Source organism: Candidatus Delongbacteria bacterium (assembly GCA_041675285.1).
Taxonomy (GTDB): domain Bacteria; phylum CAIWAD01; class CAIWAD01; order CAIWAD01; family CAIWAD01; genus CAIWAD01.
This window is the reverse complement of sequence record JBAYTZ010000006.1, coordinates 202,743-227,277: the sequence shown is the minus strand read 5'-3', so window position 1 is coordinate 227,277 and position 24,535 is coordinate 202,743. Positions and strand designations below refer to the sequence as shown.

General features: G+C 58.5%; 24 protein-coding genes. 23 read left to right on the top strand and 1 reads right to left on the bottom strand.

Going from position 1 to position 24,535, the window contains the following annotated elements:
• Positions 1–672: 672 nt before the first annotated feature.
• The 14 genes from WC326_08270 to WC326_08205 all read left to right on the top strand — a co-directional run bounded on the left by WC326_08270 (position 673) and on the right by WC326_08205 (position 10,080).
• Positions 673–921: a hypothetical protein gene (locus WC326_08270; protein MFA7331052.1), complete on the top strand. Its 249-nt coding sequence runs from the start codon at positions 673–675 to the stop codon at positions 919–921.
• Between the two features lie 392 nt (positions 922–1,313).
• Positions 1,314–1,622, top strand: a complete 309-nt coding sequence (locus WC326_08265; GenBank protein MFA7331051.1) for a hypothetical protein — start codon at positions 1,314–1,316, stop codon at positions 1,620–1,622.
• A gap of 70 nt (positions 1,623–1,692) precedes the next feature.
• A complete protein-coding gene (locus WC326_08260; protein MFA7331050.1) occupies positions 1,693–2,436 on the top strand; it encodes an abortive infection family protein in 744 nt (247 codons plus the stop codon).
• A 282-nt stretch (positions 2,437–2,718) separates the two neighbouring features.
• Positions 2,719–3,033: an HNH endonuclease gene (locus WC326_08255; protein MFA7331049.1), complete on the top strand. Its 315-nt coding sequence runs from the start codon at positions 2,719–2,721 to the stop codon at positions 3,031–3,033.
• Complete coding sequence (locus WC326_08250) at positions 3,030–3,353, top strand: hypothetical protein (GenBank protein MFA7331048.1); 324 nt, start codon at positions 3,030–3,032, stop codon at positions 3,351–3,353. Before WC326_08255 ends, WC326_08250 begins: the two co-directional genes overlap by 4 nt.
• Positions 3,354–3,441: 88 nt before the next feature.
• Positions 3,442–4,665 (top strand): hypothetical protein, encoded by a 1,224-nt coding sequence (locus WC326_08245; GenBank protein MFA7331047.1) that lies wholly within the window; start codon positions 3,442–3,444, stop codon positions 4,663–4,665.
• Between the two features lie 375 nt (positions 4,666–5,040).
• Positions 5,041–5,223: a DUF2188 domain-containing protein gene (locus tag WC326_08240; protein MFA7331046.1), complete on the top strand. Its 183-nt coding sequence runs from the start codon at positions 5,041–5,043 to the stop codon at positions 5,221–5,223.
• 95 nt (positions 5,224–5,318) lie between these two features.
• Positions 5,319–5,831 (top strand): hypothetical protein, encoded by a 513-nt coding sequence (locus tag WC326_08235; protein ID MFA7331045.1) that lies wholly within the window; start codon positions 5,319–5,321, stop codon positions 5,829–5,831.
• On the top strand, positions 5,815–6,294 hold the full coding sequence (locus tag WC326_08230) for a helix-turn-helix transcriptional regulator (protein ID MFA7331044.1): 480 nt from the start codon (positions 5,815–5,817) through the stop codon (positions 6,292–6,294). The genes WC326_08235 and WC326_08230 overlap by 17 nt, the downstream gene beginning before the upstream one ends.
• Positions 6,291–6,707, top strand: coding sequence for a hypothetical protein (locus tag WC326_08225; protein MFA7331043.1), 417 nt, complete (start codon positions 6,291–6,293; stop codon positions 6,705–6,707). The genes WC326_08230 and WC326_08225 overlap by 4 nt, the downstream gene beginning before the upstream one ends.
• Before the next feature lie 244 nt (positions 6,708–6,951).
• Positions 6,952–7,254, top strand: a complete 303-nt coding sequence (locus tag WC326_08220) for a hypothetical protein (GenBank protein ID MFA7331042.1) — start codon at positions 6,952–6,954, stop codon at positions 7,252–7,254.
• Positions 7,255–7,273: 19 nt separating this feature from the next.
• Positions 7,274–7,576 carry a hypothetical protein gene (locus WC326_08215; GenBank protein ID MFA7331041.1) on the top strand — a complete coding sequence of 101 codons (303 nt, stop codon included), beginning with the start codon at positions 7,274–7,276 and terminating at the stop codon, positions 7,574–7,576.
• 590 nt (positions 7,577–8,166) lie between these two features.
• Positions 8,167–9,126 (top strand): DUF4062 domain-containing protein, encoded by a 960-nt coding sequence (locus WC326_08210; protein ID MFA7331040.1) that lies wholly within the window; start codon positions 8,167–8,169, stop codon positions 9,124–9,126.
• Between the two features lie 135 nt (positions 9,127–9,261).
• Positions 9,262–10,080 (top strand): DUF2971 domain-containing protein, encoded by an 819-nt coding sequence (locus WC326_08205; GenBank protein MFA7331039.1) that lies wholly within the window; start codon positions 9,262–9,264, stop codon positions 10,078–10,080.
• A 486-nt stretch (positions 10,081–10,566) separates the two neighbouring features.
• Here the strand turns inward: WC326_08205 and WC326_08200 are convergent, their stop codons facing one another.
• Entirely contained in the window at positions 10,567–11,415 is an 849-nt protein-coding gene (locus WC326_08200) for a tyrosine-type recombinase/integrase (protein MFA7331038.1), read from the bottom strand.
• Between the two features lie 118 nt (positions 11,416–11,533).
• Between WC326_08200 and WC326_08195 the strand changes: the two genes are divergently transcribed.
• The 9 genes from WC326_08195 to WC326_08155 all read left to right on the top strand — a co-directional run bounded on the left by WC326_08195 (position 11,534) and on the right by WC326_08155 (position 24,529).
• A complete protein-coding gene (locus WC326_08195; protein ID MFA7331037.1) occupies positions 11,534–13,120 on the top strand; it encodes a hypothetical protein in 1,587 nt (528 codons plus the stop codon).
• Between the two features lie 9 nt (positions 13,121–13,129).
• The gene (locus WC326_08190) at positions 13,130–14,659 is read left to right on the top strand and encodes a hypothetical protein (GenBank protein MFA7331036.1); all 1,530 of its coding nucleotides are present in this window, start codon (positions 13,130–13,132) and stop codon (positions 14,657–14,659) included.
• A gap of 395 nt (positions 14,660–15,054) precedes the next feature.
• Complete coding sequence (locus WC326_08185; protein ID MFA7331035.1) at positions 15,055–19,041, top strand: phage minor head protein; 3,987 nt, start codon at positions 15,055–15,057, stop codon at positions 19,039–19,041.
• A complete protein-coding gene (locus WC326_08180; protein MFA7331034.1) occupies positions 19,041–19,541 on the top strand; it encodes a hypothetical protein in 501 nt (166 codons plus the stop codon). Before WC326_08185 ends, WC326_08180 begins: the two co-directional genes overlap by 1 nt.
• On the top strand, positions 19,538–19,855 hold the full coding sequence (locus tag WC326_08175) for a hypothetical protein (GenBank protein ID MFA7331033.1): 318 nt from the start codon (positions 19,538–19,540) through the stop codon (positions 19,853–19,855). Before WC326_08180 ends, WC326_08175 begins: the two co-directional genes overlap by 4 nt.
• An 80-nt stretch (positions 19,856–19,935) precedes the next feature.
• On the top strand, positions 19,936–22,461 hold the full coding sequence (locus WC326_08170; protein MFA7331032.1) for a DNA adenine methylase: 2,526 nt from the start codon (positions 19,936–19,938) through the stop codon (positions 22,459–22,461).
• Between the two features lie 54 nt (positions 22,462–22,515).
• Positions 22,516–22,914, top strand: a complete 399-nt coding sequence (locus tag WC326_08165; protein MFA7331031.1) for a hypothetical protein — start codon at positions 22,516–22,518, stop codon at positions 22,912–22,914.
• Positions 22,915–22,944: 30 nt separating this feature from the next.
• Positions 22,945–23,808 (top strand): HK97-fold major capsid protein, encoded by an 864-nt coding sequence (locus tag WC326_08160; protein ID MFA7331030.1) that lies wholly within the window; start codon positions 22,945–22,947, stop codon positions 23,806–23,808.
• Between the two features lie 64 nt (positions 23,809–23,872).
• Complete coding sequence (locus WC326_08155) at positions 23,873–24,529, top strand: hypothetical protein (protein MFA7331029.1); 657 nt, start codon at positions 23,873–23,875, stop codon at positions 24,527–24,529.
• The last annotated feature ends 6 nt before the right edge of the window (positions 24,530–24,535 follow it).

Sequence of the window (24,535 nt, the reverse complement as noted above, 5' to 3'; positions counted from 1 at the left end):
GGGCGCCCGTAGGCGCCGAGCGGGCACTTGCGCCCTGGTGGATGTCGCCGCGTCCGGCCTGTGCTGCGTTTTTGGCGCTTGGCCGGCGCGTACCAGGTCGCGGGCGCACTCCGGCGGCGCCGGCGGATCCGGCCCGAGCTGACCTGAATCTGGCAGGAGGGGGGGGTGGTATGGGGCAAAGCGGGTACCCCCTTGGGGGCACCACGGCCCAAAGGGGTGTCTGCGCGCGCGGGCTGTTACCTGGTAGATACGTCAGTTCACGTACTCAAAAACACCAATTTGCCAGTTGCTTTTTCTGAGTAGGTTCGTTCTCTTGGCCAGTGGCGCCCCCCGCCAATGCTTCCGAATACAAGAGCATGAGATGCGCTTGTAACACCGGCACACATGCAGCAATTCTTGCCCATACATCATCGCTGTCGATGCTTGCCGCCGGCTATGCACCCATTATGTCTCTTGCAGTCTGAAGGGATAGGAAACATTGATAGGGAAAAGGCAAGCGCCGCGCCAGGCGCGTCGCGATTGCTGCTCACGCTCTGCATCTGATTTCAAGAGTATCGATGGCGTTGAATGCGGTCTATATTGGATTTCTCCATCGGGCGACGCGCATTCCTGACTGACAGCGGACGGGATTGGCCCGTTTCGCGGATATCAACAAAACAGAGGGGACCGACCATGGCTTTTCACAATCTGACCCAAACCGAACTCGAATCTCTAAAAAGTGGCCTGGCCGTTGACCGCATTAACAAGATCTTCGACCAGATTGAAACCGAGGATGGAACGAAGAAGCTTCCAAAAGAATACTGCAAGAATTGGCCCTTGTTGAGGTTTGCGCTTACTGCCGCCAAGTTCTTCACCCCGGAGAGCGTGGACAAGAAGATTGATGAGATCATAGCAGCGGGCGACGCAGCCTGCACTATCTGACAAAGGATTAGCCCAACCTGAGTGTCAACACAGAGATTGGTAGCGCGGGGGACTCCCCTTCGCTACCAACTCTGGTTTCGTCCACCAGTAGCATGGAATCCCCCTGCGCAAGGACTGGCATTCGGTAGATTCGACCTGTCCGAGTACCCTGCAAATCATCGAATCTCTGGTTGCTTTTTCTGAGTAGGTTCCTTCTCTTGTCCAGTAGTCTCCCCCACACTGCGTTCTGGATTCATCAACATGGACATTCGCTCGTCGCAACTCCCATTCCCTCGGCATCGCTATCACACCGCAAGCCGTACGCGAGCGATAGAAGCTTTTTGTTGTGCAATGCAAGCGCCGCGCCAAGTGCATGCGGCTGAAGCCTCAGTTAGGCCTAAAGGAGCAAGTTCATGACTGATTTGTGGACATGGGGCGGCGAGTACATCGGCCGCCGGGAAGGGAACGATTTATGGTCGCATAACGGCAAACACATCGGACGCTTCTACGGAGATGAGGTCTATGGGCGTGATGGTCGTTATCTTGGAGAGATTCTTTCCCAGAGACACCTTATCACCAACCAATCCAAGAAGCATCTAAACCGTGGCTCTTTCACGCCGCACATGTCTCGGATCGGCTGGGTTCCATTCGTTCCGTATGTTGGCAACGTCATGTATGTCGGCTATGAAGACTTTCCTAGCCTTAACCAGCTTGAAGCCTAATAATTCATTCAGGCCAAACCCGCTTCGCAAGTTGGTTTAATATAAGCGTTAGGCCCAGTCGAAGACAACAATGAACCAATTGCTCGAACAAGCTGAGACACTACAAAACCTGCTCATCTCACACGCCACAGGTGGGTCTGAGAGCGATGCGCAGTACAGGCAGCTCCGTCAGGTCTTCCTTACTGGTCCGACGTACGAGAAAACACTCCCACAGTTTGTGAGAACTAATCGATCACTTGACCAATTCTGGCAGTTTATCAAGTATCGATACAAACACTACGCAGAGCGCAGGCAGTATATCTACGACGAATTTCAGCCCCTCATGCAGTTGTTAGAAAGTAACGCTCTCAATCCTTCAGATGATAATGTTAGTGCAGTCTTAGAGAAGTTTGATGCCACACATGTAAACGCTGCATGGTCAAAGGCGCTTGACCGTCGAACGGCTGATCCGGAGGGGGCGATCACTGCGGCAAGGACTCTTCTTGAGACCGTCTGCAAACATATTCTAGAGGATCTCGGCTCTGGTGCTGAAGATGGTGCTGACCTACCGAAGCTGTACCGATTGACGGCCGAAAAGCTGAAGCTTGCGCCAAGTCAGCACACCGAGCCTGTCTTCAAGCAAATTCTTGGTGGCTGCACAGCCGTAGTGGAAGGTCTAGGAGCTGTTAGAAACAGGTTGTCAGATGCGCACGGCAAGGGCCGCGCACCGGTCAAGCCCACGGCTCGGCACGCAGAACTTGCGGTGAACCTTGCTGGGGCGATGGCTGGCTTCTTGATCGCGACTTGGGAGGCATCTCGTGAAGTCCGGGCCTAACACATATGAGGTCTCCAGAGTCAAGGGGGCGCAGAGATCTCTTCCGAATAGTTTTCGGTTTTTGACGTGAAGGCGTTGGACGGATCCCGACTTGTTTTCGTAGACAGGTGCGGGACGAATCCTGCACTAGAGATTCTCGCTTTGAAGTTCCTGCTCCAGCTGTAATGCTGTTGCCCAATGAGTGAGCCGCACACTGTGAAACGCACGGCGACAACTCCGGGATTCATATAGGTGCGCCCTCTGCAGAGTCAGGGACCGACTGATAGGATAGGAGGAACTGCCGTGACTGTTGACCATAAACTCTGGCGCTTCGTCTTCGATCGCGACCGGGGGATCTGCCGGTACTGCGGCGTAGATCTGCTCGCCAGCTTCTCTGCCTACTGGTCTGCCACCGTTGATCATGTCCAAGCCCGATCCGCTAATGGCCCGGACGACCAAGACAACCTGGTCTGCAGCTGTCCGGCCTGCAATAGCATGCTCTCGCGCAGCAAGGAGCTCGTGACCTTCGAGACCCGCAAGGCCTATGTGGACAAGCGCAGGGCCGCTGAGATGGCCGGCTACGAGGTGTGGCGCGCTGAAATGCGGGGGGCAGAGTGAAAGCACACAGGTTGTTCGGGCTCATAGCGGGGCTGCTGGCCTTGGCCGGGGCGGTCTCTCTCTCGCAGGCCACCATGGGCGTCGGGTTGATCTGCCTGGGGTGCCTGGCCGCGATCTTCGGCCGTATTGAGCAGGCCTCCTTCCAACATGACGCCTTGCTTGAACGGCTGGGCGAAGTGAAGTCCCAGGCTTCCCAGACGCGAGCAGCTGCGGAGCGCATGGAGGCGATCCTGCGGCAGGTACATGGGATCCCCGATCCAGTAGAGGACGAACCCGTCGCGGAGCAGAAGAAGATCTGGGCGGAAGGGGCAGTCAGATAATGTATGCTGCAAGTCAATATTAACTGGCCTTCTAGTGGAACTACTGCTGATTACTGCTAAGTGCAAATGGCCAGCATAGAGGAGGAGCATGATTATGAAGTTGCACCTAAAGTGGGTTTTTAAGACGCGCATTTATAGAAGCGTGACGGATTGGTTAAAATTTAAGGACGTAGAAATTGATGCACCAAGAGGCTTGACTGATGTAGAGACAGCTTTTATAAATGATGTGGCGATAGAAAACTTAAATAATACTCGAGATGATAGAATTTTACTTCAATTGCTAGATACGTTTAAGAATATTGTGCAGCACGAATATGATAGAAGCAAAACAATAGACACTAAGGCTCAATCAATTTTCAGAATAATTGGGATTGTTAGCGCGGCTGCCGTTTTTGGCAGTGGAGTTTCCGGTGATGGTGGCATTATAATGTTGATTATAAGATTGATAATAATCCTCATGTTTATATTAACTCTCGCGCTTTGTACAGTGACTCAATACGGGAGAAATCATGGAGATTATGTTGACAAAGAGATATTTCAGAGCGTAACTGCAATTACCAATGAATGCGGATTCAAAAAATTTACTGAAGCCGACCAATACATTTGTTATCTGAAAGAGACAATCATCCAAACATGGCTGGTGGGTTATAATTGGAAAAACGTAAACGAGGTTAAGTATTTACAATTGAAAAGATCACAGAATTATGCGCTGGCGGCGTTAATGACGCTATTGATGTATTTGACATTTTCAGGAATTCCCATATGGAATAAGCCAGAAAATTATCAAGATTCGAAAACAGGCGCAAATAGCTTAAAAGGTGCAGATCGAATAGTGTCAGAGAATAGCTATAAAAGAAGCGCGTGGGTGTGGATTGACAAGTCCGACTTTCTTTTCTATAAAACTGGAGCCCAAAGTGAGCACAATCAATCACGTGGGGGGGGGAGGACAGTCCCCAAAGCGGCCCAAGGCCAAGCCCGCTGCGAAGCCTGCAGCGAAAAAGGTGGCGGCCCCCAAGGCCAAGCCCGCTGCGAAGCCCGCTGTGAAGAAGGTGGCGGCCCCCAAGGCCAAGCCCGCCGCGAAGCCCGCTGTGAAGAAAATGGCGGCCCCCAAGGCCAAGCCCGCCGCGAAGCCCACTGTGAAGAAAATGGCGGCCCCCAAGGCCAAACCCGCCGCGAAGCCCGCTGTGAAGAAGATGGCGGCCCCCAAGGCCAAACCCGCCGCGAAGCCCGCTGTGAAGAAGGTGGCGGCCCCCAAGGCCAAACCCGCCGCGAAGCCCGTTGTGAAGAAGGGGAAGTAGGGCTGACGACATGATGGGTTGACCATCGGTTTGCTTCCAAGTAGAGCAAGAGTGCCCCATTGCAATTGTTTGTGGTGGGGCGCTTCCAGTTTGTGTCGCAGTGGACAACTCGTGAGCGCCTGTGGACAAGGCCTGCACAACCCTGTGGACAGAGCCCAAATCGAGGCCAACCTCGAGTTCTCAGCAGCCTCGTTCCTTAGCTTTTGGGAAGTGTGACCACGTCCAAGCAGCATAACGCTGCGGTTGAGTAACGGGCATCTCGCTGTCATATTGTTGGCGGCAAGGATGCAACGAACTCCGAAGCTGGTGGATCCCAATTCTAAACGAGGTGCCAATTGACGAAGAGCAAACAGCATCACGTGGCGACCAACCCCGGCGGCGGTTGAGATGTGAAGAGGGCCGGTAGCGACCGGGCAAGCGTCCACACCGACACGAAGAAGGACGCCGTGGAGAAGGGTCGAGAGATTAGCAAGAACCAGGGCACTGAGCTGGTGATCCGTCGGAAGGACGGCACCATCGAGAAGTCCGACAGTCATGGGAACGACCCATGTCCGCCGAAGGATAAGAAATAGCTAAGAAGTTGAAGATGAACAGGATGCCAGAGTTTGTGTCCGGACAATTTTGCTAAGAATCTCTTGCGGCAATCATCAGAGGAGTTAACTTATAAGTGAAGCACATTTTGACGCAGAGCGAGTTGGCCGCTGCCGCCGGGAATGTGGCGTATGCGCTTGAGTGTGAGGCCCTTGGGGGACCATTTCTGAGCCGCGCGATCATGGCGGTTGAGGGTGATGCAATTGCAACGAAGCAACTCCAGGAAATTGTTCAGAAAATCATCCAGACTGCCAAGGATGGATTTCCAGATCGTTTGTACCGATACGAGGGAAGCCCTGGGGATCATCTTTGTGCTTTGCCTGAGAATCTCAAGTGGGGCTGTAGAGTTCGGCTCTTCTTGCTAAAACTGACCGATAACTGCATAGTCGTTGGCGGTGGAGGCTTGAAAGTCGGCATCAGAACTTATCAAGAGGATCCAACGCTAAACTGGCACGCTGAAGCTCTTCAGAAACTCAATTCTGAATTTGCGCGATTAAAGCGAATGAAACAATTCAGAATTGGAGTCGATGGCCGCATACAGGTGCAAGGGAACCTACAATTTGAGATTGAACATGAACAGCTTCCTTAAAGACTTCATCAATAGCACTCCTGCCTATATAGCTAGAAAGGTTGAGCATATGCTTAATCTATCTGTAGCTATTTCAGAGTGGATCGAAGTAAAAGGGATGAGTAAAAAGGCCCTTGCGAGTGATTTGGGTATGAAACAGTCTCAGCTGTCGAGAATTCTTTCAGCGAGTTCAAATGTCACGCTCGAAACGTTGGCTCGCATTGAGACAGCAATAGGACAAAACATAATTCAAATAAAAATTCCTTCAAGGGATCCGGATTATTATCTCCTTTTTAGAAAAACGAATCTCAGTGATATTAAACGAGTAGAATTTGATAATAGGGGCGTTCTTGACCAATATGTAATGACAACATATATGTACGTTAATAATAGCTGCAATATATCAAAGGTCGCGGAAGCGACACCTGGTTATGGCATGGAAAAAACTGAACCTGAGATACTTGGCTTTAGAGATGCCGCATGAATTCAGTTAAGCAAATTTCCTTCGGCATTGCTGGCGTGAGAATCAATGAGTTTGCGGAAAGAAGTGTGGCGCCAGGAGCAAAGGAGTGTTTAGTTGAGAATCAGATGAGGGCTGGAGTTAATAAGGACCAGAATCAGATAATAGTTGGCATGCGAACTAGATTTCTAGTGAATATTGATAATATTCAACACTGTTTGGCAGAGTTGGATATGGACGCATTCTTCAAGGTAGAAGAGTTTGACGAAATGGTGAAATTTGACGAGACCAATGTTCCAGTAGTGGATCCAAATTTGATGATATCTTTGGTTTCGATCACGTATTCTACCGCTAGGGGTATACTGATTGGAAAGAGTGTTCCTCATATGCTCCCAATTGTGGATCCCAAAAATCTGATGGTTACATCGGCTGGTTAAGTGCCATGACTAGATTAACTACACACTATGTCGGTTGGTAGACGATCCAAATTGGGATGGCATCTAGGAACCGAGTTCTTTGATGGAATGCCGCTCTCCTGGACAGTTTACCTCCCTCGCATGTCTGAGGATGGCGTGCCAATCTCTGGCCAAAAGCGCGAACGGATCAAACTCCCCTACCGAGACTTCACGAAGGCCCGATTTGAATCGGAAGCCTGCCAGCTCTACCGGCTGCGCAGGGACCATGGCGCAAAATCTGCGCGACTTACGCGGCGTGCTGGACCGGGTGGGTGCGGAGATCGGCGTGTTGATTTGCGTGAACGAGCCTACAGGCCCGACGCATAAAGAGGCGGCCACGGCCGGGTTCTACACGTCGCCGTGTGATGGAAAGCACCCGCGCCTGCAGGTGTTGACGGTTGCTGAGCTGATGGACGGTCGGCAGATTGACATGCCGCCGCTGCACCAAGTGAACAAGACGTTCAAGAAGGCTTCGAAGACCGTCGGTGACGCAAAAGCGAAAACCGGTAGATTGTTTGACGAAGAATAAAACAATGTCGGAGTGACGAATGCACATCATACAAGAGAGAATAGAGGAACTCAGAAAGCTTCCGATCAAAGAAGCGAGAGAGCGGTTGGCGCTCCATTGTGGAGACATAGACAGTCCAATGTACAATAAATGTTTGGCATTTATGAATACCAGAGAAGCCGAGATAAATGATCAAAATCAAGTTGAAGTTCTAAGCATCGCGAAGAGAGGTGTTGAGATTTCTGAAATGGCAACTCGTCAAGCTGTTACAGCAAATAAGATCGCACTTTTTGCTGTCTTGATTAGTGTAATTGCGGTTGTTGCAAGCGTTGTAGTGAGATGAATGTGCGGCCAGCCGCCCAAGAGAAGTCGGTAAGCCGCTGAGCCCGGACTGCACGAACACAGCAAGTGATTGGCAATGTCCTGGGGCCTGCTGCTAACGAGCACATGGTGTCCCGTAGAATTCGATTTGACCGTAGTGTTCCGTGTGGCCGAAGTGTACAATGGGCTCACGCAACATGGAATGGGGCAGGTGGTTGGATGGTGTCTCTTCACGTCGAGCGCCTTCTTCTTGCAGGACTCGATTGACTGTTTGACTCTGAACATCTGGCGTGTTACACTCTTCTGAGTATCTCTGCACAGCAAAGCGCGACGACCAGCCGTTCCCGTTTCATAGGCCAAGCGTTGCCAATGGTGGCATGGTGTTCCGTGTACGTCGCTGATGCTGCGTAATGCCACCCGTCGGATAATGTCTGGGGTCTTAGGCAGACCGTATGACAGCCGTGGCTGCGCCAGTCGACAGGGATCGTATTGGCTGGCAATGAGATACACAGGGATTCTAGCAAGCAAAACAGTTGGCGAAGCGTCTGCATATGGAGTCGGTGGATTATATGCGGACTGTCCAATTCTATATTAGCAGACAATGGAGGAAACATGGCAAAGCCGAGGGTCTTCATTAGTTCGACTTATTATGATATGCGTAATGTACGGGCAGACTTAGAGAGATTTATTAAAGAACAAGGATATGAGCCAGTCTTGTTTGAGAGAGGTCAGATTCCATACGGTGTCTCAGAAACTCTTGAAGAAGATTGCTATAGAGAGATATCAACTTGCGATATATTGATAAATCTAGTGGGCGGCAAATTTGGAACTGATTCTCAGGATACACGTTATTCGATATCACAGAATGAATTAAAGATTGCAGCCAAATTAGGAAAACAAATCTACATATTTGTTGAAAAATTGGTTTATTCCGAATATAGAACGTATCTTGCAAATAAGGATGTCGTTGGGTTCAAGCCCATTGCAGTAAATGATGTGAGAGTGTTTCAGTTTCTTGAAGAAATCTATGCATTATCTGGTCGCAATCCAATACATCAATTTGAAGTAACTGGCGATATAATTTCATTTCTTAGGGAGCAATGGGCCGGTTTAATGCAAATGCTGTTACAAGAGAATGCGCGCCAAAAAGAAATAAGAGCACTTGAAAAGATCGAATCAACAGCCATCATACTGAATCAGTTGGTAGACTTTCTAACAAGAGAGCGCAAGGAGGGCGACGCAACAATTAAGGAGATATTGTTGAGTAACCATCCGCTAATTACGACAATCAGAAAGATAATGGAAATACCTTATAGGGTTTTATTTGAAAACATAAGAGAGATGAACGCTTTATTGGGAGCAAGAAAAACTCTGCCAATAAAACGAAATTCACAGGATCCAGCATTGTATCTTGAATATAAAAGTGATTGGTTCAAGACTAAAAAAGTGTTAAAGGTTCAATCAGGCCTGTTTGATGAATTGGGAAACATGCGGTTTGTGAAGACAACGGAGTGGAAGGATGAGTTTGTGTTGTTAGAGGACTTTGCTGAGGATGATGACTTGCCATTTTAGTATCAGCTAACACTTGTTTGCAGCCGACTTTGCGCCTGTCACGGCGCTCGCATTCGGAATTGAGATCAACGTCGGTGGGAAACGGCAAGCGCCGCGCCAGACGGGTCGCGGCAGAAGCCATCATTAGGAGGACTCATGAAACTCTTTAAGTACATGGAATTCTATGGTTTCTTTGAGAATTTCATGTTGAGGTTTACTCAACCCAACGATTTAAATGATACTAGAGAATGTCGACCAATTATGAATATTACCGATCCAGAGAGATTTCTTGCAGAGCAAGAAATACGACTTTGCGGAAGATATAGAGATCAATTGAGGTCAATGTATCCTAATCAGTCTCCGCAAGAGATTGAATTAGCAATTGTGAGGGCGCTAGAGATACAGCGGGAAGATTACAGAATTAATCTTCCCGCGAAACTGGATAAATTCCGCAACATATTTTTGAGAAATGTAAATAGTTACGTTGGCATACTTTCATTAACTTCAAAAGATAATGATCTGAAAATGTGGTACGATTACGGTGGCAAGAATAAGGGATTTAGGATTGAATTCTCTGAGGATTCTTTATTTCTAAAGAAAAGCATCAAGGATAATCCAATGTGTGGCGAAGTGCTTCCGGTTCAGTATGATGATAATAGGCCTACAGTCAATGTCTATCCTGGGAGTCTTGATCTTCCAAGAGAATTATTCTGGTGGAAAACTCTCGAATGGAAAACAGAAAGTGAATATAGAATTGTCAGAAATTTATTGTCCGCAGATAAAGTGGAGAGCGACAGGTATTATCTTTGGCGCCTTTCTCCTGGGGACTTGAAATCTGTTGTGTTTGGTTATTTAGTTGATGAGACAAAAATTGCTGAGCTTAAAATCAAAATACGTTGCTTTGATAAGAATGTAGAAATAAAGCGCATAACTGTAGACGGCTCTGGCGATTTCATGCTCAGTGAGGTTGGATAGTATTTTTGTTGGCCTCCTAACACTTATGAGGTCTCCAGTGTCAAGGGGGCGCAGAGATTTCTTCCGAGTTGTTTTCGGTTATTTGCTGTGAAGGCGTTAGACGGATCCCAACTTGGTTTCATAGACAGGTGTGGGACGAATCCTGCATTAAACACTTATCGAAGTACTAAGCTGGCTGAGTGTGGCGGGATTTGGAGCGGCCAGCCGCCCTCGAGTGGACGGCCGGCCGTAGAATCGAGGCACAGAACGCGGCACAAGTATGGCAGAGTGAGGGGGCCAAGTGCAAGGCGCGCGGGCCCTTTTAATTTGGGCCAAGCGAAGGTCGTCTTGCGGGCTGGACATTGAGAAAGGCGGCCACCCCCGCACCTGGATTCAAGGGAGTGGCCGCTGGTGAAAGAAACTGTGGAAAGCTGAACGTAACGAAGGGCGTGAGGGTTCCTGTAGGATTGGATTTCGGGGTGCCAGTTGCTCCCGGTCCTCATTGCGTCAGTTGCCCTTTGTGCGCCGTTCGAGGGCGGTTTCCAGTTCGGCATTGGCCACGTGGGCGTAGATCGCCGTGGTCCTAGGGCTCTCGTGGTCCAGGGCCAGCTGCACCAAGCGTAGGTTGCCCGTCTGTTTCAACAGGCTGGTGGCGAAGGTGTGCCGCAGGATGTGTGGGTAGACGGGCCGGGTGATTCCAGCCAGGGCGGCCCAGTGGCTTAGCATGCGGCGTACCTGGCGATCACAGAGTGGCTGGTCTTTCTGGGAAAGGAAGACCGGCGCGCCTGCGGGCTGTCCCACCACCAGGCCGGCCAGTAGTTCCCGAGTTTCACTGGGCAGGAAGCGCGAGCGCTGCTTTCCGCCTTTGCCCACCAATCGCACGCGCTTCTCCGCCAGATCCACGTTTCCCACCTGGAGCTGGACGACTTCCCCCACACGCATTCCCGTGTCAAGCATGAGACTCAAGAGAGCCCGGTCACGGGCATGGTGGCGTTGATCCGTCCGGGCTTTCAACGTCCGGCGCAGCGCCCGCTCTTCCTCTTCGCCCAGGTACTCCGGGGCGGGAGCATGGGCGTGCGGCATGCGCAGCTGGGCAAAGTCCGCCGCCACGGGGTGCTTCCGCCAAGTCAGGAACTGCAGAATGGCGCTGCGTGCCCGCCGCGCGGTCCCTGTTGCTCTGCCCTCTCGGACGAGGTATTGTGTGACCTGCTGCAGGGAGAGCGTGTCCAAGGTTCCCCCTTCGTCTTCGATCAGCCTGGCCAGACCTTCGATCTCGCGCAGGTAGGGGGCCAGGGTGCCAGGTGCCAGGTGCCGGGCCTGCAGGTGTTCCGCGAAGGAGGGGATATGTGATCGCATGACGCTCTCCAGAATGGGTTGTGTGCCGGCTGGCCTAGGGTCAGCCGGTGCTCTCTGGACCAAAGCTTGCCGCTTCAATTGGGACAAGTCAAGCTCGAAAAGCTTGAGTATCAAGCCGATGGCACTGCGAAGACCACAGCAGCAGAAACTTTCCTCGGACGAAATGGCCTTCGCCCAGATCCTGCTGGATCCGGTCGCGTTCGCCGCGGCCTTCCTGACCCAGCTGGACGGGGAGACCGGTGGCCAACCCATGGCGCTGTGGACGCACCAGCAGGAAGACCTGCGGGACATGGATCCGCAGATCGTCCACCAGGACGGCCGCGCGGTGGGCAAGACGGTGGATATCGTCGTGCAGGTCCTGCACTACGGCGTGACTGCACAAAATGGGCGCATGCTCGTGACCACGCCCAACGACGGGCACGTAAACAAGATCATCGAGGAGGTCGAGGCCCATCTGCAGAACAGCGAGTTCCTGCTGGAGATGGTGGCCATCGATCCAAACGGCCGGCACCGGATCACGCGCAAGCCCTATTACCAGATCACGTTCAAGTCCGGGACGATCATCTACTTCCGGCCGGCTGGCCCCACGGGCAAGAGCGTGCGTGGCCTGCATTGCGACCGCGTGCTGGTGGACGAGGCGGCGTGGTACCCCGAGCCCGCCTGGCGCGCCCTGCGCCGCGTCATGAACCGCGGGGGCCGGATGCGCGCCTACTCCAACCCCAACGGACTGCGGGACACGACCTACTATAAAATCACGCAGAAAGGCAGTGGCTGGAAGGTCTACAAATGGCCCAGCTGGATCGTCCCGGGGAGCACAAACGAATACATCGAGGAGGAGGCCCGCTTCTACGGCGGACGCGATTCTGCGGGCTTCCAGCATGAGGTCGCCGGCGAGCATGGCGCGCCGAGCTACGCGGCCTTCAACATCCGCCAATTCCAGGCCTGTCAGCGCAAGCTGGAGAAGGCCTACCAGGTGATCCGCCTGGACGGCGAGGAATTCGAATCCATGCTGTCCGTGGACGAGGCCATCGACCGCATGTACGGCCTGCTTGACCAGCTGGAAGAGAACCGCGGCATCTACTGGCTGGGCGGCGACCTGGGCTACACAAACGACCCCAGCGAGCTGACGGTCTGGCTGGACGACGAACGCGGGCGGCTGGTGCCCGTTTTGCGCGTCCACAATGAGCGCCTGCCCTACACGTACCAGGCGGCGCTCATCGCCATCCTGGACGACCACTTCGACTTCGCCGGCCTGGGCCTGGATGCCGGCTCCAACGGCCTGGCCGTCGAACACATCCTCACCACCGAGGATCGCTACACGGGCCACCAGTTCACCTATCGCCTCGAGACCTACGACTTCGGCGGCAGCCTGACCACGGGCTACGACCCGCAAGGCCGGCCCAAAATGCAGCGCACCAAGGAGTACATGACCAGCCTGATCAACGGACGGCTGGCGGCCAGGACCCTCTTGTTTCCCGCAGTCGACGTGGATCCGGACTGGGACAACCAGTTCACCACCCAGACCTACTCGCAGAACCAGGGCGGCCGCCTGATCTACTCCAAGGGCAATGACCACATCATCGACTCGACACGCTGCGCCGTCCTGCGCAAGGAGCGCGAGCTCCTGAAGCAGCTGGTGGACGACGGATCCACCAGCGATGCCGAGTTCGTCATGCCGCTGGTCACGGACAACGTCTTCGTCTAGGAGGATCCCATGCTGTTCGGCTTCGGAACCCAGCGGGCCGTCCTGGCCACGGAGAGCGTCTACGAGGTGGGCAGCGAGCTGCGCAGCCAGGCCGCAACGCTGGATCCCTTCGGCAGTGAGACAGCCACGGAGGGCATCCCGACTCTCTGGAGCGAGCGCGGCGCGAAGGCCTGGGAGTACTACCAGCAGGAGCCCATCGTCAACAACTGCATCAACGCCTGGCGCACGCTGGCCCTGGGCGAGGACTTCACGCTGATCGCCAGCAGCCCCGCGCTGCAGAAGGACGTGGATGCCCTGAAAGAGCGACTGGGGCTCAAACGCTGGCTGAAGGACCAGCTCTTGCAGCTCTTGACGAAGGGCGAGGCGGCCGGCTTCAAGGAGTACGGGGGCAAGGAGCAAGGCAAGACCGAGGACGGGGAGACCCTCTACTCGGACTTTTCCCAGGTGAAAGCGCTGAACCCCTTGCTGCTCGAGACCACGGTCCTGGACGGCACGCTGACCCGGGTGCGCTCGTTCACGCTGGACATGTCCGGCAATCCGACCGGCCACCAGGACGTGGCCTTACCGCAATTCCGGCGCTGGATGTGGGACGCCCCGGGATTCGCCGAGCACGGCACCAGCATGGTGCTACCGGCCTTCGAGTCGGTGGAACTGTTGCGCGACTATCGGCGCGCCGAGCGTGCCATCGCCAAGCGCTGGGCCATGCCCATCCGTCTGATCAAAGTGGGCGGGCAGTTCGGCAAGACGGTCGTGATGCCCAAGGCCTCGATGCTGAAGGACATCAAGAAGGTCTTCGATTCGATGAGCGCCCGCCAGGGCGCCGTGGTGCCGTTCTACGTGACCATTGACACCTACGGCGCCGAGGGCGAGGCGCTGAAGGTGGAGGAGAAGGCCAAGGAGACCAAGGGCGACATCATCGTGGCCATGGGCTTCACGCGCGCGCTGGTGGGCGGGGACGGGGCCAACTTCTCCACCGCCAGCCTGGGCTTTGCCAAGATCCAGCTCATGCTCTCGGACATCCGCGACATGGCGCGCGAAATGCTGCGCTGGGTGCTGGACGACTACCTGGCCATGCGCGGCACCGAAGGTGAGAGCATCCACATCGCTTTCAATGAAATCGACCTCTCCGCCGGCGCCGACCAGCGCAAGGTCCTGGTGGACCTCTACGACCGCGGCCTGATCAGCGTGCGCAGCCTGCAGGCGCTGATGGGACTCTCCCCCAGCATCGAAGACGCGCAGATCGGGCGGGAGACCAAGCGCGTGATCGCGCCGCTCTCGCCGGGCGACATCGTAGGCCTGGCCCAGCAGGAGATGCTCACCAACGACCAGGTCTTCTACCTGCTCAACCTGGCCGAGCGGCTGAAGGGTTCGGACCAAGCGGCGCCGAAGCCGTCCACCGAGGAGGGCGCGCCTGCGCCCCAGACGGGAGACGTGGCCGGCCTCTACCAGCAGGTGGACCAGATCATCCGGACCCGGGCCCGCCTGGTGGTCCAGGAGCGTCTGGCCGAGCTGGGCCCTGAAGGGAACCAGGCCGCCTGATGCTGCGCGCTCTGTGCACGTGTGGCAGCCTGCATCCGCCGCTGCCGATGGGAGGACTCTACCTGGAGGTGGAGGCCCTCTTCCTCGTGCACGGCAGCCGGGCGCTGTCCGCCCATGCCCTGAGCCAGCAGGAGGCCATCGCCAAGGCCACGGCGGAGAGCCTGGCCAAGGCTGGCGCCTACGCGGATGAGGTCCTGGCGGGCAGCCTGAAATCCCTGGAGTGGGCGGCCAAGGACGTGAAGGCGCAGCTGCTGGCCCTGGGCGATCTGTCCCAGTTCGGCCCTGCCGCCCAGCCCGGCAAGGCCGTGCAGCTGGCAAGGCTGAAGGCGCTGGAGAAGAACCTGGGCCAGACGGCCGCGCGGCTGAAGCAGAACCTGACGCTGGTCTACCAGGGTGTGACCGAGGACTTGGCCAAGGTCGGCATCGAGGGCAAGCTCGCCCAACTGGGCGCCCTGAAGGTGGGCGGCTACCAGGCCCTGGACCAGGCGGGACGGGAGGCCCTGGCGGAAGCGGCCTTCTCCCTCGTCCCGACGGACGCCCTGGATTTCCTCTCGAACTACCAGCTGCAGCTCTTGGGCAAGCTCACAGACGACCTGGTGGCGGGGATCAAGAGCGCCGTGCAGGTGGGCATCGCCCAGGGCGAAGGCCCGGCCAAGATTGCCCGGCGCATCGGCGGCATCGTCAAGGATCCGGACGAGTTCCGCCAGGCCGGCAAGACGGTCTTCCGGAGCGTGCAGCAGCGCGCCGAGCTCATCGCACGCAGCGAGGTGATGCGCGCCTACAACCAGGGCGCGGTGAAGATCGAAGCCCAGGTGGGGATCACGCGCGTGCGCTGGCTGACCGCCGGCGACGAGCGCACGTGCCCCGATTGCGGCCCCCTGGATGGCAAGGAATACAACCTGGCGGACCTCCTCAGCCAGCCCTTGCACCCTGCTTGCCGCTGCACGCACGTGCCAGCGGACATTTCCCAGCTCATGACCAAGGAGGCCCTGGAAGCCCAGCTGGCGGGTCAGACGCTGGAGAATCCAGCCGTCAACCAAGCGCTGCAGAGTGGCGACTACAGCAAGTTGACCGTGGTGCAATTGCGCGAGGTGGCCAAGGGGAAAGGCATTTCCATTGCCCGCACGAAAGCCGATCGCATCACGCTCCTGGCGGAGGCCTCCAGTCAGGATCCCGCCTGGCTGGCCGGCCACACGCCGGCCGAGCTGGACGTCTGGCTCAAGAAGTACAAGATCGGGGCCCTGAAGTCGAAGGACGAGCTGATCCACGCCCTCCTGAAGGCCGTGAATGCGGACGAGGCCGCCAAGTGGGCGGCGACCAAAGCGGCGGAGAAAGCGGCACTGGCTGCCGCCAAGAAGGCTGAAGAGGTGGCCAAGGCCACAGAAGCCTTCCACCAGTTGAGGGACTCGGCGCTGGAGGTGGCCAACGCCTCCCAGGCGGACGAGTTCATGGCGTCCATCAAGGCCCTGCAAACCCACATCGATGACGTGATGGAGACAGTTGGCGCGGAAACGGCGGCGACCTGGTCAAGCGGCGTGGAGGCCCTGAAGACGGCGTTTGTCACGAGCCTGGAGCAGTCCCCGCTGACGGACCTGCGCAAGGTGCTGGCGACCCTGGGCGTCAAGCACACGTCCTCCTTCAGCAAGGTCCAGGCCGTGGACTACCTGCTGGATCCAGCGGGGCGACCGGCCCTCTTGGAGCAAATCGCGACCAAGGTGCAGGCAGCCAAGGAGGCCGCCAAGGTCAAGAAGGCCCAGAAGCCGGTTCCGCCGACATCCCCGATCAGCCCGGCCACGAGCCCGGCCGTGCAGGCGAAAACGGCGGACGAGGCCTGGGCCGAGCTGAAGGCCACGAACCCGTTCTCGTTCCACAGCGACGCCAGCGAGCTGGGTGGCGCGCACACGAAGTACTTCTACACGGACAAGGCCGGCGACAAGTGGCTGTTCAAGCCCATCAGCGAAGAGTTCCGCGCCTGGGGCGACGAAGTGGCCTATCTCCTGGCGCGCGAAGTGGATCCAGACACGATCGAGGTGCGCTTCATCCAGCTGAAGGACATGAACGGCCGGGTGCGCGCGGGGTCGATCCAAAAAATGAAGACCGGGCTGAAAAGGCCCAGCAGCTACGAGGGCGTGGATCTGGCGGCGCTCTCGCCGGACGAACTTGCTCAACTGCAGCGCGAGCACGTCGTGGACTGGATGATTTCCAACCACGACGGACACGTCGGGCAGTTCCTGCGAGCCGATGACGGCCACGTGTACGGCATCGACAAGGGCCAGCTCTACAAGTTCCTGGGCAAGGACAAGCTTGCCATTGACTACTACCCGAATAAACCCTTCAACGCGGGCGAGCCCATCTACAACACGCTGATGCGCTCCTACCTGGACGGGAAGCTGACGCTTGATTTGCAGGCAACCGCAGAGTGGATCCGGCGCGCCCAGGCGATTCCCGATGCGGCCTACCGCGAGATTCTCATGCCCTACGCCAGTCGGCGCTTCGCCGGCCAGCCGGGTGCGCTGGAGGATTTCCTTCGCACGGCACTGGCCAGGAAGAATAGCCTCCAGACCGATTTCGAGCGCTTCTACAGCGAAATCGAAACCGCCCGAATGGGGAAGACGGTGACCTTCCGGTTTGGTCAGGTGGACGTGGCCACCCCGGTGGAGGCAGGTGAGGCCTCCTGGGCGCGTGGCAGCCGGATCAATCTGGAAGAAGAGGTCAAGCGCATCCGCGAGTCGGGCTGGCAGGGGCGCTCGCTGCCCGTGGACAAAGGTGCCATTGAAGACCAGAATGTCCTGGTGCGTGAGCTCTTGACCCCAGACGGGGGCCGGCGCACGATCCTGCAGTTTAAACTGCGACCCGAAGCGGATCGCCAGTTGGTGTCGATCTTGAAGCCCCGCGTGTCGGGCATGGTGGCTGATTCCCTGTTTGAGGACCCGTACTGGGATCGCATCCTGGCGGCGGTGAAGACGACCAATCACCATCTCCAGGACAAGGGGTTCAATTTTGAGACACTGAAGGCTGCTCAGGGCCTGCGTCCTGAATTGCGGAAGCTTCTTGAAACCGGGAATCGCATCCAGCAGAAACTGGCGAAGCAGTACATGGCCGTGCTGGACGAAGTGGCGGAGTCCACGCAGCGTGCCATGGCGGATGGAGGCGCGTTGCCCGTCGGCAAGGTTACCCGCTTCACGCCCGATGCCGCGGACATCAAAGCCTTGCAAAAGGCCGCGACGCCCCCCACCGATGAGGCCTTCACCGTCCGCGCGCGCGACCGCTGGACGGAAGACATGACCCGCCAGAAGGGATCCCAGGTAGTGATCGAGCGCGAAAGCGTGCCTCTGTCCGAGCATGATGGTCGGCTGGCGGATCGTTTGATGGAGTTTGAGGTGGACCTGGGCCAGGGCGTGAAGGCGGTCTACAAGCCGTTCCAGCCAGGTGAGACCGCCTATGCTCTGCAGGGCCGGCTGACGGTGAAGGTCGATGGAGCTGTGTCGGAGACGTCCGTGGCCCGTGCCATGGAACGCTTGAAGGGCCTGGGGATCGAGGCCACGCCATCCAATGCGGTCGATGAAGAGCTGATGTACCTGCAAAAGGTGGCGACGGTGTCCAAAGTGGACAAATCGCCGGCCTTCCTTCAGGCGGCCGAGGACGCCGCCAAGGTGAGCCCGGAAGAGGCACTGCGGATTTGGCGCGAGGCCTGGGGGCACCAACTGGGCGTGAAGAACGTGACCAAGCTGTCCAGTTACAATCCTTCGGGCGTCCACCAGCTGTCAACGGCCACGGGCGAGGTGGGGGCGGCCGGCACGCGCATCCAGTACCGCTTTGATTTGGCCGAGAAAAAGTTCCAGAAGGACATGCAAGACTACGTCTTGACCCATCATATCTCCAACGGGAAGTCGATCGAGCAGTTCTTCAAAGAGGTGCTCCCGGGTAACCGGGCCTTTGTCCCGACGGCCGAGCGCTTCGGCACGGGCATCCCCATCGGTGGGATGAGCCCTGCTGAGGACCTGAATACAGGCGGCGCCAGCTACTTCTTTACGCGCATCGCCAAGAATGACCCCAAACTGCAGAACGTGATCACCCTGAAGGTTGACATGCTGCGCCGGGCTGACGCGATCAGCTATTCGAGCGACTACTTCGGCCGGGTGACCGGGAACCATGCGGCCGTGCACCGCTTCAGTGATGCCAAGGGGTGGAAGACCTGTGCCAGAAACGGGAGCAACGAGACGATCTTCAAAGGCCCCGTGCCCGTTCTTGAAAATCTGCAGGAAGTGATCGTGAATCACCAGGCGGAGCGGCAGCGCATCCTCAGCTTGTTCCGCGAGCAGGGAATCGAGATGTTGCCGGATGGTCGGAAAATCGAAGACGTGATTGTGGCGAGGTCGTGATGGACATCCGGGACACGGAAAAGCAGGCGTTTCAAGCGTTTCTGGACTCGCTACAGGGCGAGTTTGGCTGCATCTACCGGGTGACCTTCCCGGATGAGTTCTTTGTGCGCCGCTATCTGGCCGGCATGCGCGTGCTCGAAGCAACGCCGCTATTCGACCGAGCCACTGGGGAGGTCCAGTCGTGGCGCTACCTCATCTACTTCGCTGAAATGGCTCTGTTGGACACCACGGGGAGTGGTCACCCGGAACATGCATTTGAGTGCGAAGTGGAGTACCGCGATGCGGGGAACGTGACCTTTGCAGAGCAAGAAGCGGGGTATTCTATCCTGGTGTCGAAGAATGACCCGCATGAGTTTAGTGAGTCGCAGGCCGCTGTTTACCGGGACTGGGATGCCTCTGTGGAGCGCTTTGGCGGGAAGGAGAAGCTGCAAGCGGTGATCGATGCCCAGGCCGCGGCTTGGCTGGAGCGCGTGGTGGCCCTCCGGGAGGATGCCGCGTGAAGATCGCCTATTTCTACGTGTTCGCTATGGACGAAGAGCCGCCCCGCAAGGAGCCCATTGGCGTGTGGGTGTGGTGCGAGGGTGACCGGTTCGACATGGTGTTTGACGAGGCCTTTCCACTGGACGAGCAGCGCGCCAGCGACTGCTGCAATCGCCTGATCGAGTCGAACCTAGGCTTCACGCGCGAAGCCCTGGAGTACTGGCAAGAGCACGTCGGCTACGACCGGTGTGCCAGCGAGATTCACGAGGTGGCCGACGCCGCCTATGCTGAGGTCTTCCGGCGCTTCGTTGAGGAAGTCCACGCTCCGAAATAATTCGCCACTATTTTCTCCCGCCTCTTTGTTTCTCCTCTCGGAATGTGAATCGTGTGGCCCAAACCAATGGGTGTGGGCGCATGCACGATTTTCTGACTCTTGAAGCCGCTCTCTTTCCTGAGCTTGCCAGCCTGGCAGGCTCTTCGGCTGCGCCCACCCGGATCGTCCCCTACATCGGCACCAAGCGCAAGCTCCTGGCCTGGATCCGCGAGCAGATCCCCGAGGACGTGCACCACGTGGTGGACGCCTTCGCGGGGGGCTGCAGCGTCGCCTACATGCTGAAATCCGAAGGATTCCAGGTCACCACCAATGACAGCCTGCGCTGGTCGTGGCACGTGGCGCGCGCCGTGGTGGTCAACCAGCGCGCCCAGGTCACAGACGAGGAGATTGACGCCCTCCTGGTTCCCAACCCGGAGGCCGGGAGCTTCACGCAGGACACCTACTCCGGGAAGTTCTGGCGCGAGGGCGTGCACCAGGCCATTGACGAAGTGCGCGAGAACGTCGATGCCTTGAAGGGCTTCAAGCGGGACATCGCCCTGGCGGCGCTGGGTGCGGCCATGCTGATGGCAAAAGGGTGGTTCCAGCACTTCACGACCCAGAAAGTCTCGCCCACAGGCGACACGCCCGACGAGTTCCGGGCCCGGATTGGCGCGACCATCCGCCGGCTGAACCAGTTGGTGGTGGAAGGGGAAGCGTGCTCGGCCAAATGCCTGGACGTGCTGACGTTTCTCCCGAATGTCCAGGCCGATCTGGTGTATCTGGACCCCCCCTACGTGACCCCGGCCAGTTCCCACAACTACAGCGAGGACTACCACGCCATCGAGGCCGTGATGGTGAAGGGAAAGGGCCGGAATCCGGATTCCACGTCCGTCAATGCCCGGGAGAAGACGCAAGCGGACCAGAACGCCGACACCATTGCCCCCTTCCTGCAGGCCGTTCTGGGAAAGGCCGCCCACATCCCGGCCTGTCTGCTCTCCTACCGTGACCAGGCCGTGCCCAGCGAAGCGGAACTGCAGGAGATCCTGGAAGCCGCTGGGCGTCAGACCACCAAAACCGACACCGAACACGACTACCAGATGGCGGGCCCGAAGCGGGATGGAGGCTACTCCAAGGCCCGCGAGGTCCTGTTTCTGGGGCGACTCATGCCCGCCAGCGAAACCCCGGAGGAACTCCCTGTGAAGCCAAATCCGGATCCGAAGCACGACACGGCTACCCGGGCCGCCCTGACGGCCAGCCTGGAGGTGGGTCGACTGGTGGCCGTGGCCGAGGAGAAGCCCGAAGGCCAGGAGGACCACGAGATCGCCTTCGTGCTCTGCCATGCGGGCACCAACCGCAACCACGACCACTTCACGGTGGCCGAGCTCAAGAAGGCCGCAGCCAGCGCCGCCGGCGTGAAGATCAATCTGAAGCACGGCCAGAAGGCCCAGGACATCGTGGGCAAGACGGAGTCCGCGGTCTTCGAGGATGTGGACAGCGGCCGGGTCGTCTGCGCCGGAAAGCTCTTCACGGGCTCGGACGAGTTGGCGGCCAAGGCGCGCAAGCTCATCCACGAAAACCTGATCACCAAGGTCTCGATGGAGTGCTCCTACGAGAAGGGCGAGTGCTCTGTTTGTGGCCAGACCTTCACGGCCGCGGCGGACCGCTGCGAACATCTGAAGAAGCAGAAGGGCCAGAAGGTCGACGGCAAGGACTGCTTCGAGATCCTCCACGGAGTGACCTTCACGGGCGCCGGCCTCTTGGAGGGCTACGAGCCCGCCGACCCCAAGGCGGACATCACGTCCATGGCACAGGGCGAAGACGGTCGACTGCGTGCGTCCTCCTACTACGGCGACATGGGCGCCCGCCCCGAGAACGTCAAGCAGGTCCTCATCCAGCAGGAAATCCGGGAAGACCTGTGGCGGGCGCAGGATGCCTTCGGCACGGTCGTGAGCACGCTCGTGGGCGACTTCACCGCGAGCAAGGCCACGCTGGAAGACACCGGCACGAAGATTCGCCAGGCCGCCACCGACACGGCGGATCGCGTGATCCAGATCCTCACGAGCATCAGCAAGGAGACGGACGACATGAAGGACAAGAGCGCCCAGGCGGCCACGGACAAGCCGCTGAAGGACATGACGCAGGCCGAGCTCTTGGAGCACGCCGAGCAGCTGGCCGCCCAGAACGAGGAGCTGACCGGCCGGGTCCAGGCCGCCGAGGACGAGAAGGCCAAGAGCGCGGCCAAGGACGCCGCCGAGGCCCTCGTCGCACTGATGGAGAAGAAGGGCCGCGCGTTCGCCGACGCGGCCGCGCGCCAGGCGGAGGTGGAGCGCTTGGCCGGCCTGTCCGACGAGGCCCGCAAGGCCGTGGAGGACAGCTGGACGGGCATGGCCGACGCCGAGCCGGTGAAGGAGCCCACCGAGGAGGAGAAGGCGGCTGCGGCCGCGGCCGGAGAAGGTGCCCCCACCGCCGCCGCGGGCAACAAGGGCGCGCTGCGCGCCAATGCCAGTCTGGCCCCGCCCACGGGCAGCGACCCGGCTCCCAAGGATCTGACCCAGAAGCTGGGCGACGGCCTGGCCGCCCTGCACGAGCGCCGCCTGGCCCGCGAACGGGGCGACGTGGTCGAGTAGCATCACCCCCGACCCGGTGATGCCGGGGCGGACTTCAATCAGAAGGAGCGAACCATGTACAACAACTCCCACCCCGGCATCGAGTTCGGCGACGGTGTCCTGAAGGGGCCGGGCACGCCGGGCCAGGTGGTCAAGACCGTCGGCAACAACGAGTTCTCCGTGGTGGCCAACGCCGCGGACGTGCCGGCAGGCGTCCTCAAACGGGCGGACAAGGATTGCGCCACGCAGGGGGCCTCGGAGACCACGCCCTGCGTGGTGGACACGGGCGGCTTCGTCTTCCAGACGGACCAGTTCTCGGGCACGCCGGCGGCCGGGAACAACCTCACCTTCGATGCCACCACGGCCAAGCTGAAGGTGGCCACGACCGGCACGACGATCGTGGGCCGTGTGCTCTCCGTGGACGGCTCGGAGATCAGCGTCCTGTGGACCAACCACGGCCTGGTTTCCGCCTAGCCCTGGCAACCCCGAAGCAAGGAGATCCTGATGAAGACGAAAGCCGAGATGAGCGAGGCCGAGCTGCAGGCCCTGGCAAACCTGGTGCAGCAGTCCACGCGGACGGAGAACGGTCTTTACGCGCTGGCCGAGGCCGTGGGCGCGGTCATCCGCATGGAGATCGACCGCAAGAACATCGTCCCCCTGATCCTGACCGAGCACACGCTGCAGCCCGGACAGGAGGCCAAGCACTCCAAGCGCCGCGCCCTGCAGGCCCACTACATCGGTGTGGGCGGCCAGCCGCACCGCCAGGAGGTCAACAATGACCAGCAGGTCATCTTCCCGGTCTTCCGCGTCCACGCCAATCCCACGGTGGACGTGACCGACTTGGCCAGCGGCAATCTGGGCAAGATCGAGGAGATGCAGACCGACGCGGCCCAGGCCATCCGCAACAAGCTGAACGCCAAGCTGGTGGCCCTGCTGTCGGCCGCCGCGGCCCTGGCGCCCTCCACCAATGTGGTGACCGTTTCGGGTGGCAAGCTCACCGACACGGCCCTGGGCCAGATCATCAGCAAGATCAACGACCTGGAGCTGAACGCCCGCTACATCCTCCTGCGCGGCAGCCGCCTCATCGACCTGAAGGACTTCAACCTGGATCCCGAGTCCCGGCGCGAGTTCGTGGAGAAGGGCGTGCTGAACCGCTTCGGCGGGGCGGGCCTGGTCAACACGGCCTCGATGAATGCCAGCGAGGTCATCGTCATCCCCGACATGGAAGTCGGCAAGTATGACATCCGCACGGCCCTGAAGGTGGACCCGCAGAAGTCCGGCTTCAAGGTGGGCTTCCTGACCTACCACGAGTGCGCGATCGGCATCACGCGCCCCGACCTGGTTTTCAAGGTGGTCATCACCGCCTGATCCACCTGAGTGCTGCAGCTGCCGGCCGGGGGCGACTCCGGCCGGCCCTCTCCCCGGAGGACCTATGTTTCTCGTGACAGCCAAGACGACCACGGTGGTCATCGGCATGCGCGTGTTCAGCCCGGTTCTGGCCAGCCGGTTCGAAGACGAGCTGCCGCCCGACGTCGCGGGGCGCGACGACCTGCTCCTCATCGAGGAGATCCCGGATGAAGAGCCTGTGGTGGAGCCCGGTGGTCTCACGGCGACCGGCACGCTGGAGACGGACCCCGGTGGCGCCGGCGAGGGTGACACGGGCGCCGGTGGCGCGCCGGATGGCGCGGGCCTGGGTGAAGGCGCCGGCACGGCCGGCGAGGGCGACACGGGCGTCGGTGGCGCGCCGGACGGTGAAGGCCCGGGTGAAGGCGCCGGCACGGCCGGCGAGGGCGGCACGGGAGCCGGTGGCGCGCAGGATGGCCAAGGCCCGGAGACGGACCCGACCCTTCTGACGGACAAGGCCCTCACGGAGGGCGTCACGCTCTTGCGCGTGGGAGGTGACGACGACGACGACGACGGTCCGGGGGCGGATGCGGATCCGGATCCCTTCGCGGATACCACGGAAGGGCCGGGCACACCGGGCGCCGAGACCCCGGCTCCGGCTCAGGCGCCGCCTGCCTCGCCTCCGGCGCCTTCAGCGCCGGCCACGAGCAAGGGCGGCCGTGGCGGCCGAAACAGCCGGAAGTAGGGGCCC

Excerpts from the sequence above, each read along its gene's own strand:
- WC326_08270 (MFA7331052.1), top strand. The coding sequence starts at position 673 with ATGGCTTTTCACAATCTGACCCAAACCGAACTCGAATCTCTAAAAAGT.
- WC326_08265 (MFA7331051.1), top strand. The coding sequence starts at position 1,314 with ATGACTGATTTGTGGACATGGGGCGGCGAGTACATCGGCCGCCGGGAA.
- WC326_08260 (MFA7331050.1), top strand. The coding sequence starts at position 1,693 with ATGAACCAATTGCTCGAACAAGCTGAGACACTACAAAACCTGCTCATC.
- WC326_08245 (MFA7331047.1), top strand. The coding sequence starts at position 3,442 with ATGATTATGAAGTTGCACCTAAAGTGGGTTTTTAAGACGCGCATTTAT.
- WC326_08230 (MFA7331044.1), top strand. The coding sequence starts at position 5,815 with ATGAACAGCTTCCTTAAAGACTTCATCAATAGCACTCCTGCCTATATA.
- WC326_08225 (MFA7331043.1), top strand. The coding sequence starts at position 6,291 with ATGAATTCAGTTAAGCAAATTTCCTTCGGCATTGCTGGCGTGAGAATC.
- WC326_08220 (MFA7331042.1), top strand. The coding sequence starts at position 6,952 with ATGGCGCAAAATCTGCGCGACTTACGCGGCGTGCTGGACCGGGTGGGT.
- WC326_08215 (MFA7331041.1), top strand. The coding sequence starts at position 7,274 with ATGCACATCATACAAGAGAGAATAGAGGAACTCAGAAAGCTTCCGATC.
- WC326_08210 (MFA7331040.1), top strand. The coding sequence starts at position 8,167 with ATGGCAAAGCCGAGGGTCTTCATTAGTTCGACTTATTATGATATGCGT.
- WC326_08205 (MFA7331039.1), top strand. The coding sequence starts at position 9,262 with ATGAAACTCTTTAAGTACATGGAATTCTATGGTTTCTTTGAGAATTTC.
- WC326_08200 (MFA7331038.1), bottom strand. The coding sequence starts at position 11,415 with ATGCGATCACATATCCCCTCCTTCGCGGAACACCTGCAGGCCCGGCAC.
- WC326_08195 (MFA7331037.1), top strand. The coding sequence starts at position 11,534 with ATGGCACTGCGAAGACCACAGCAGCAGAAACTTTCCTCGGACGAAATG.
- WC326_08190 (MFA7331036.1), top strand. The coding sequence starts at position 13,130 with ATGCTGTTCGGCTTCGGAACCCAGCGGGCCGTCCTGGCCACGGAGAGC.
- WC326_08180 (MFA7331034.1), top strand. The coding sequence starts at position 19,041 with ATGGACATCCGGGACACGGAAAAGCAGGCGTTTCAAGCGTTTCTGGAC.
- WC326_08170 (MFA7331032.1), top strand. The coding sequence starts at position 19,936 with ATGCACGATTTTCTGACTCTTGAAGCCGCTCTCTTTCCTGAGCTTGCC.
- WC326_08165 (MFA7331031.1), top strand. The coding sequence starts at position 22,516 with ATGTACAACAACTCCCACCCCGGCATCGAGTTCGGCGACGGTGTCCTG.
- WC326_08160 (MFA7331030.1), top strand. The coding sequence starts at position 22,945 with ATGAAGACGAAAGCCGAGATGAGCGAGGCCGAGCTGCAGGCCCTGGCA.
- WC326_08155 (MFA7331029.1), top strand. The coding sequence starts at position 23,873 with ATGTTTCTCGTGACAGCCAAGACGACCACGGTGGTCATCGGCATGCGC.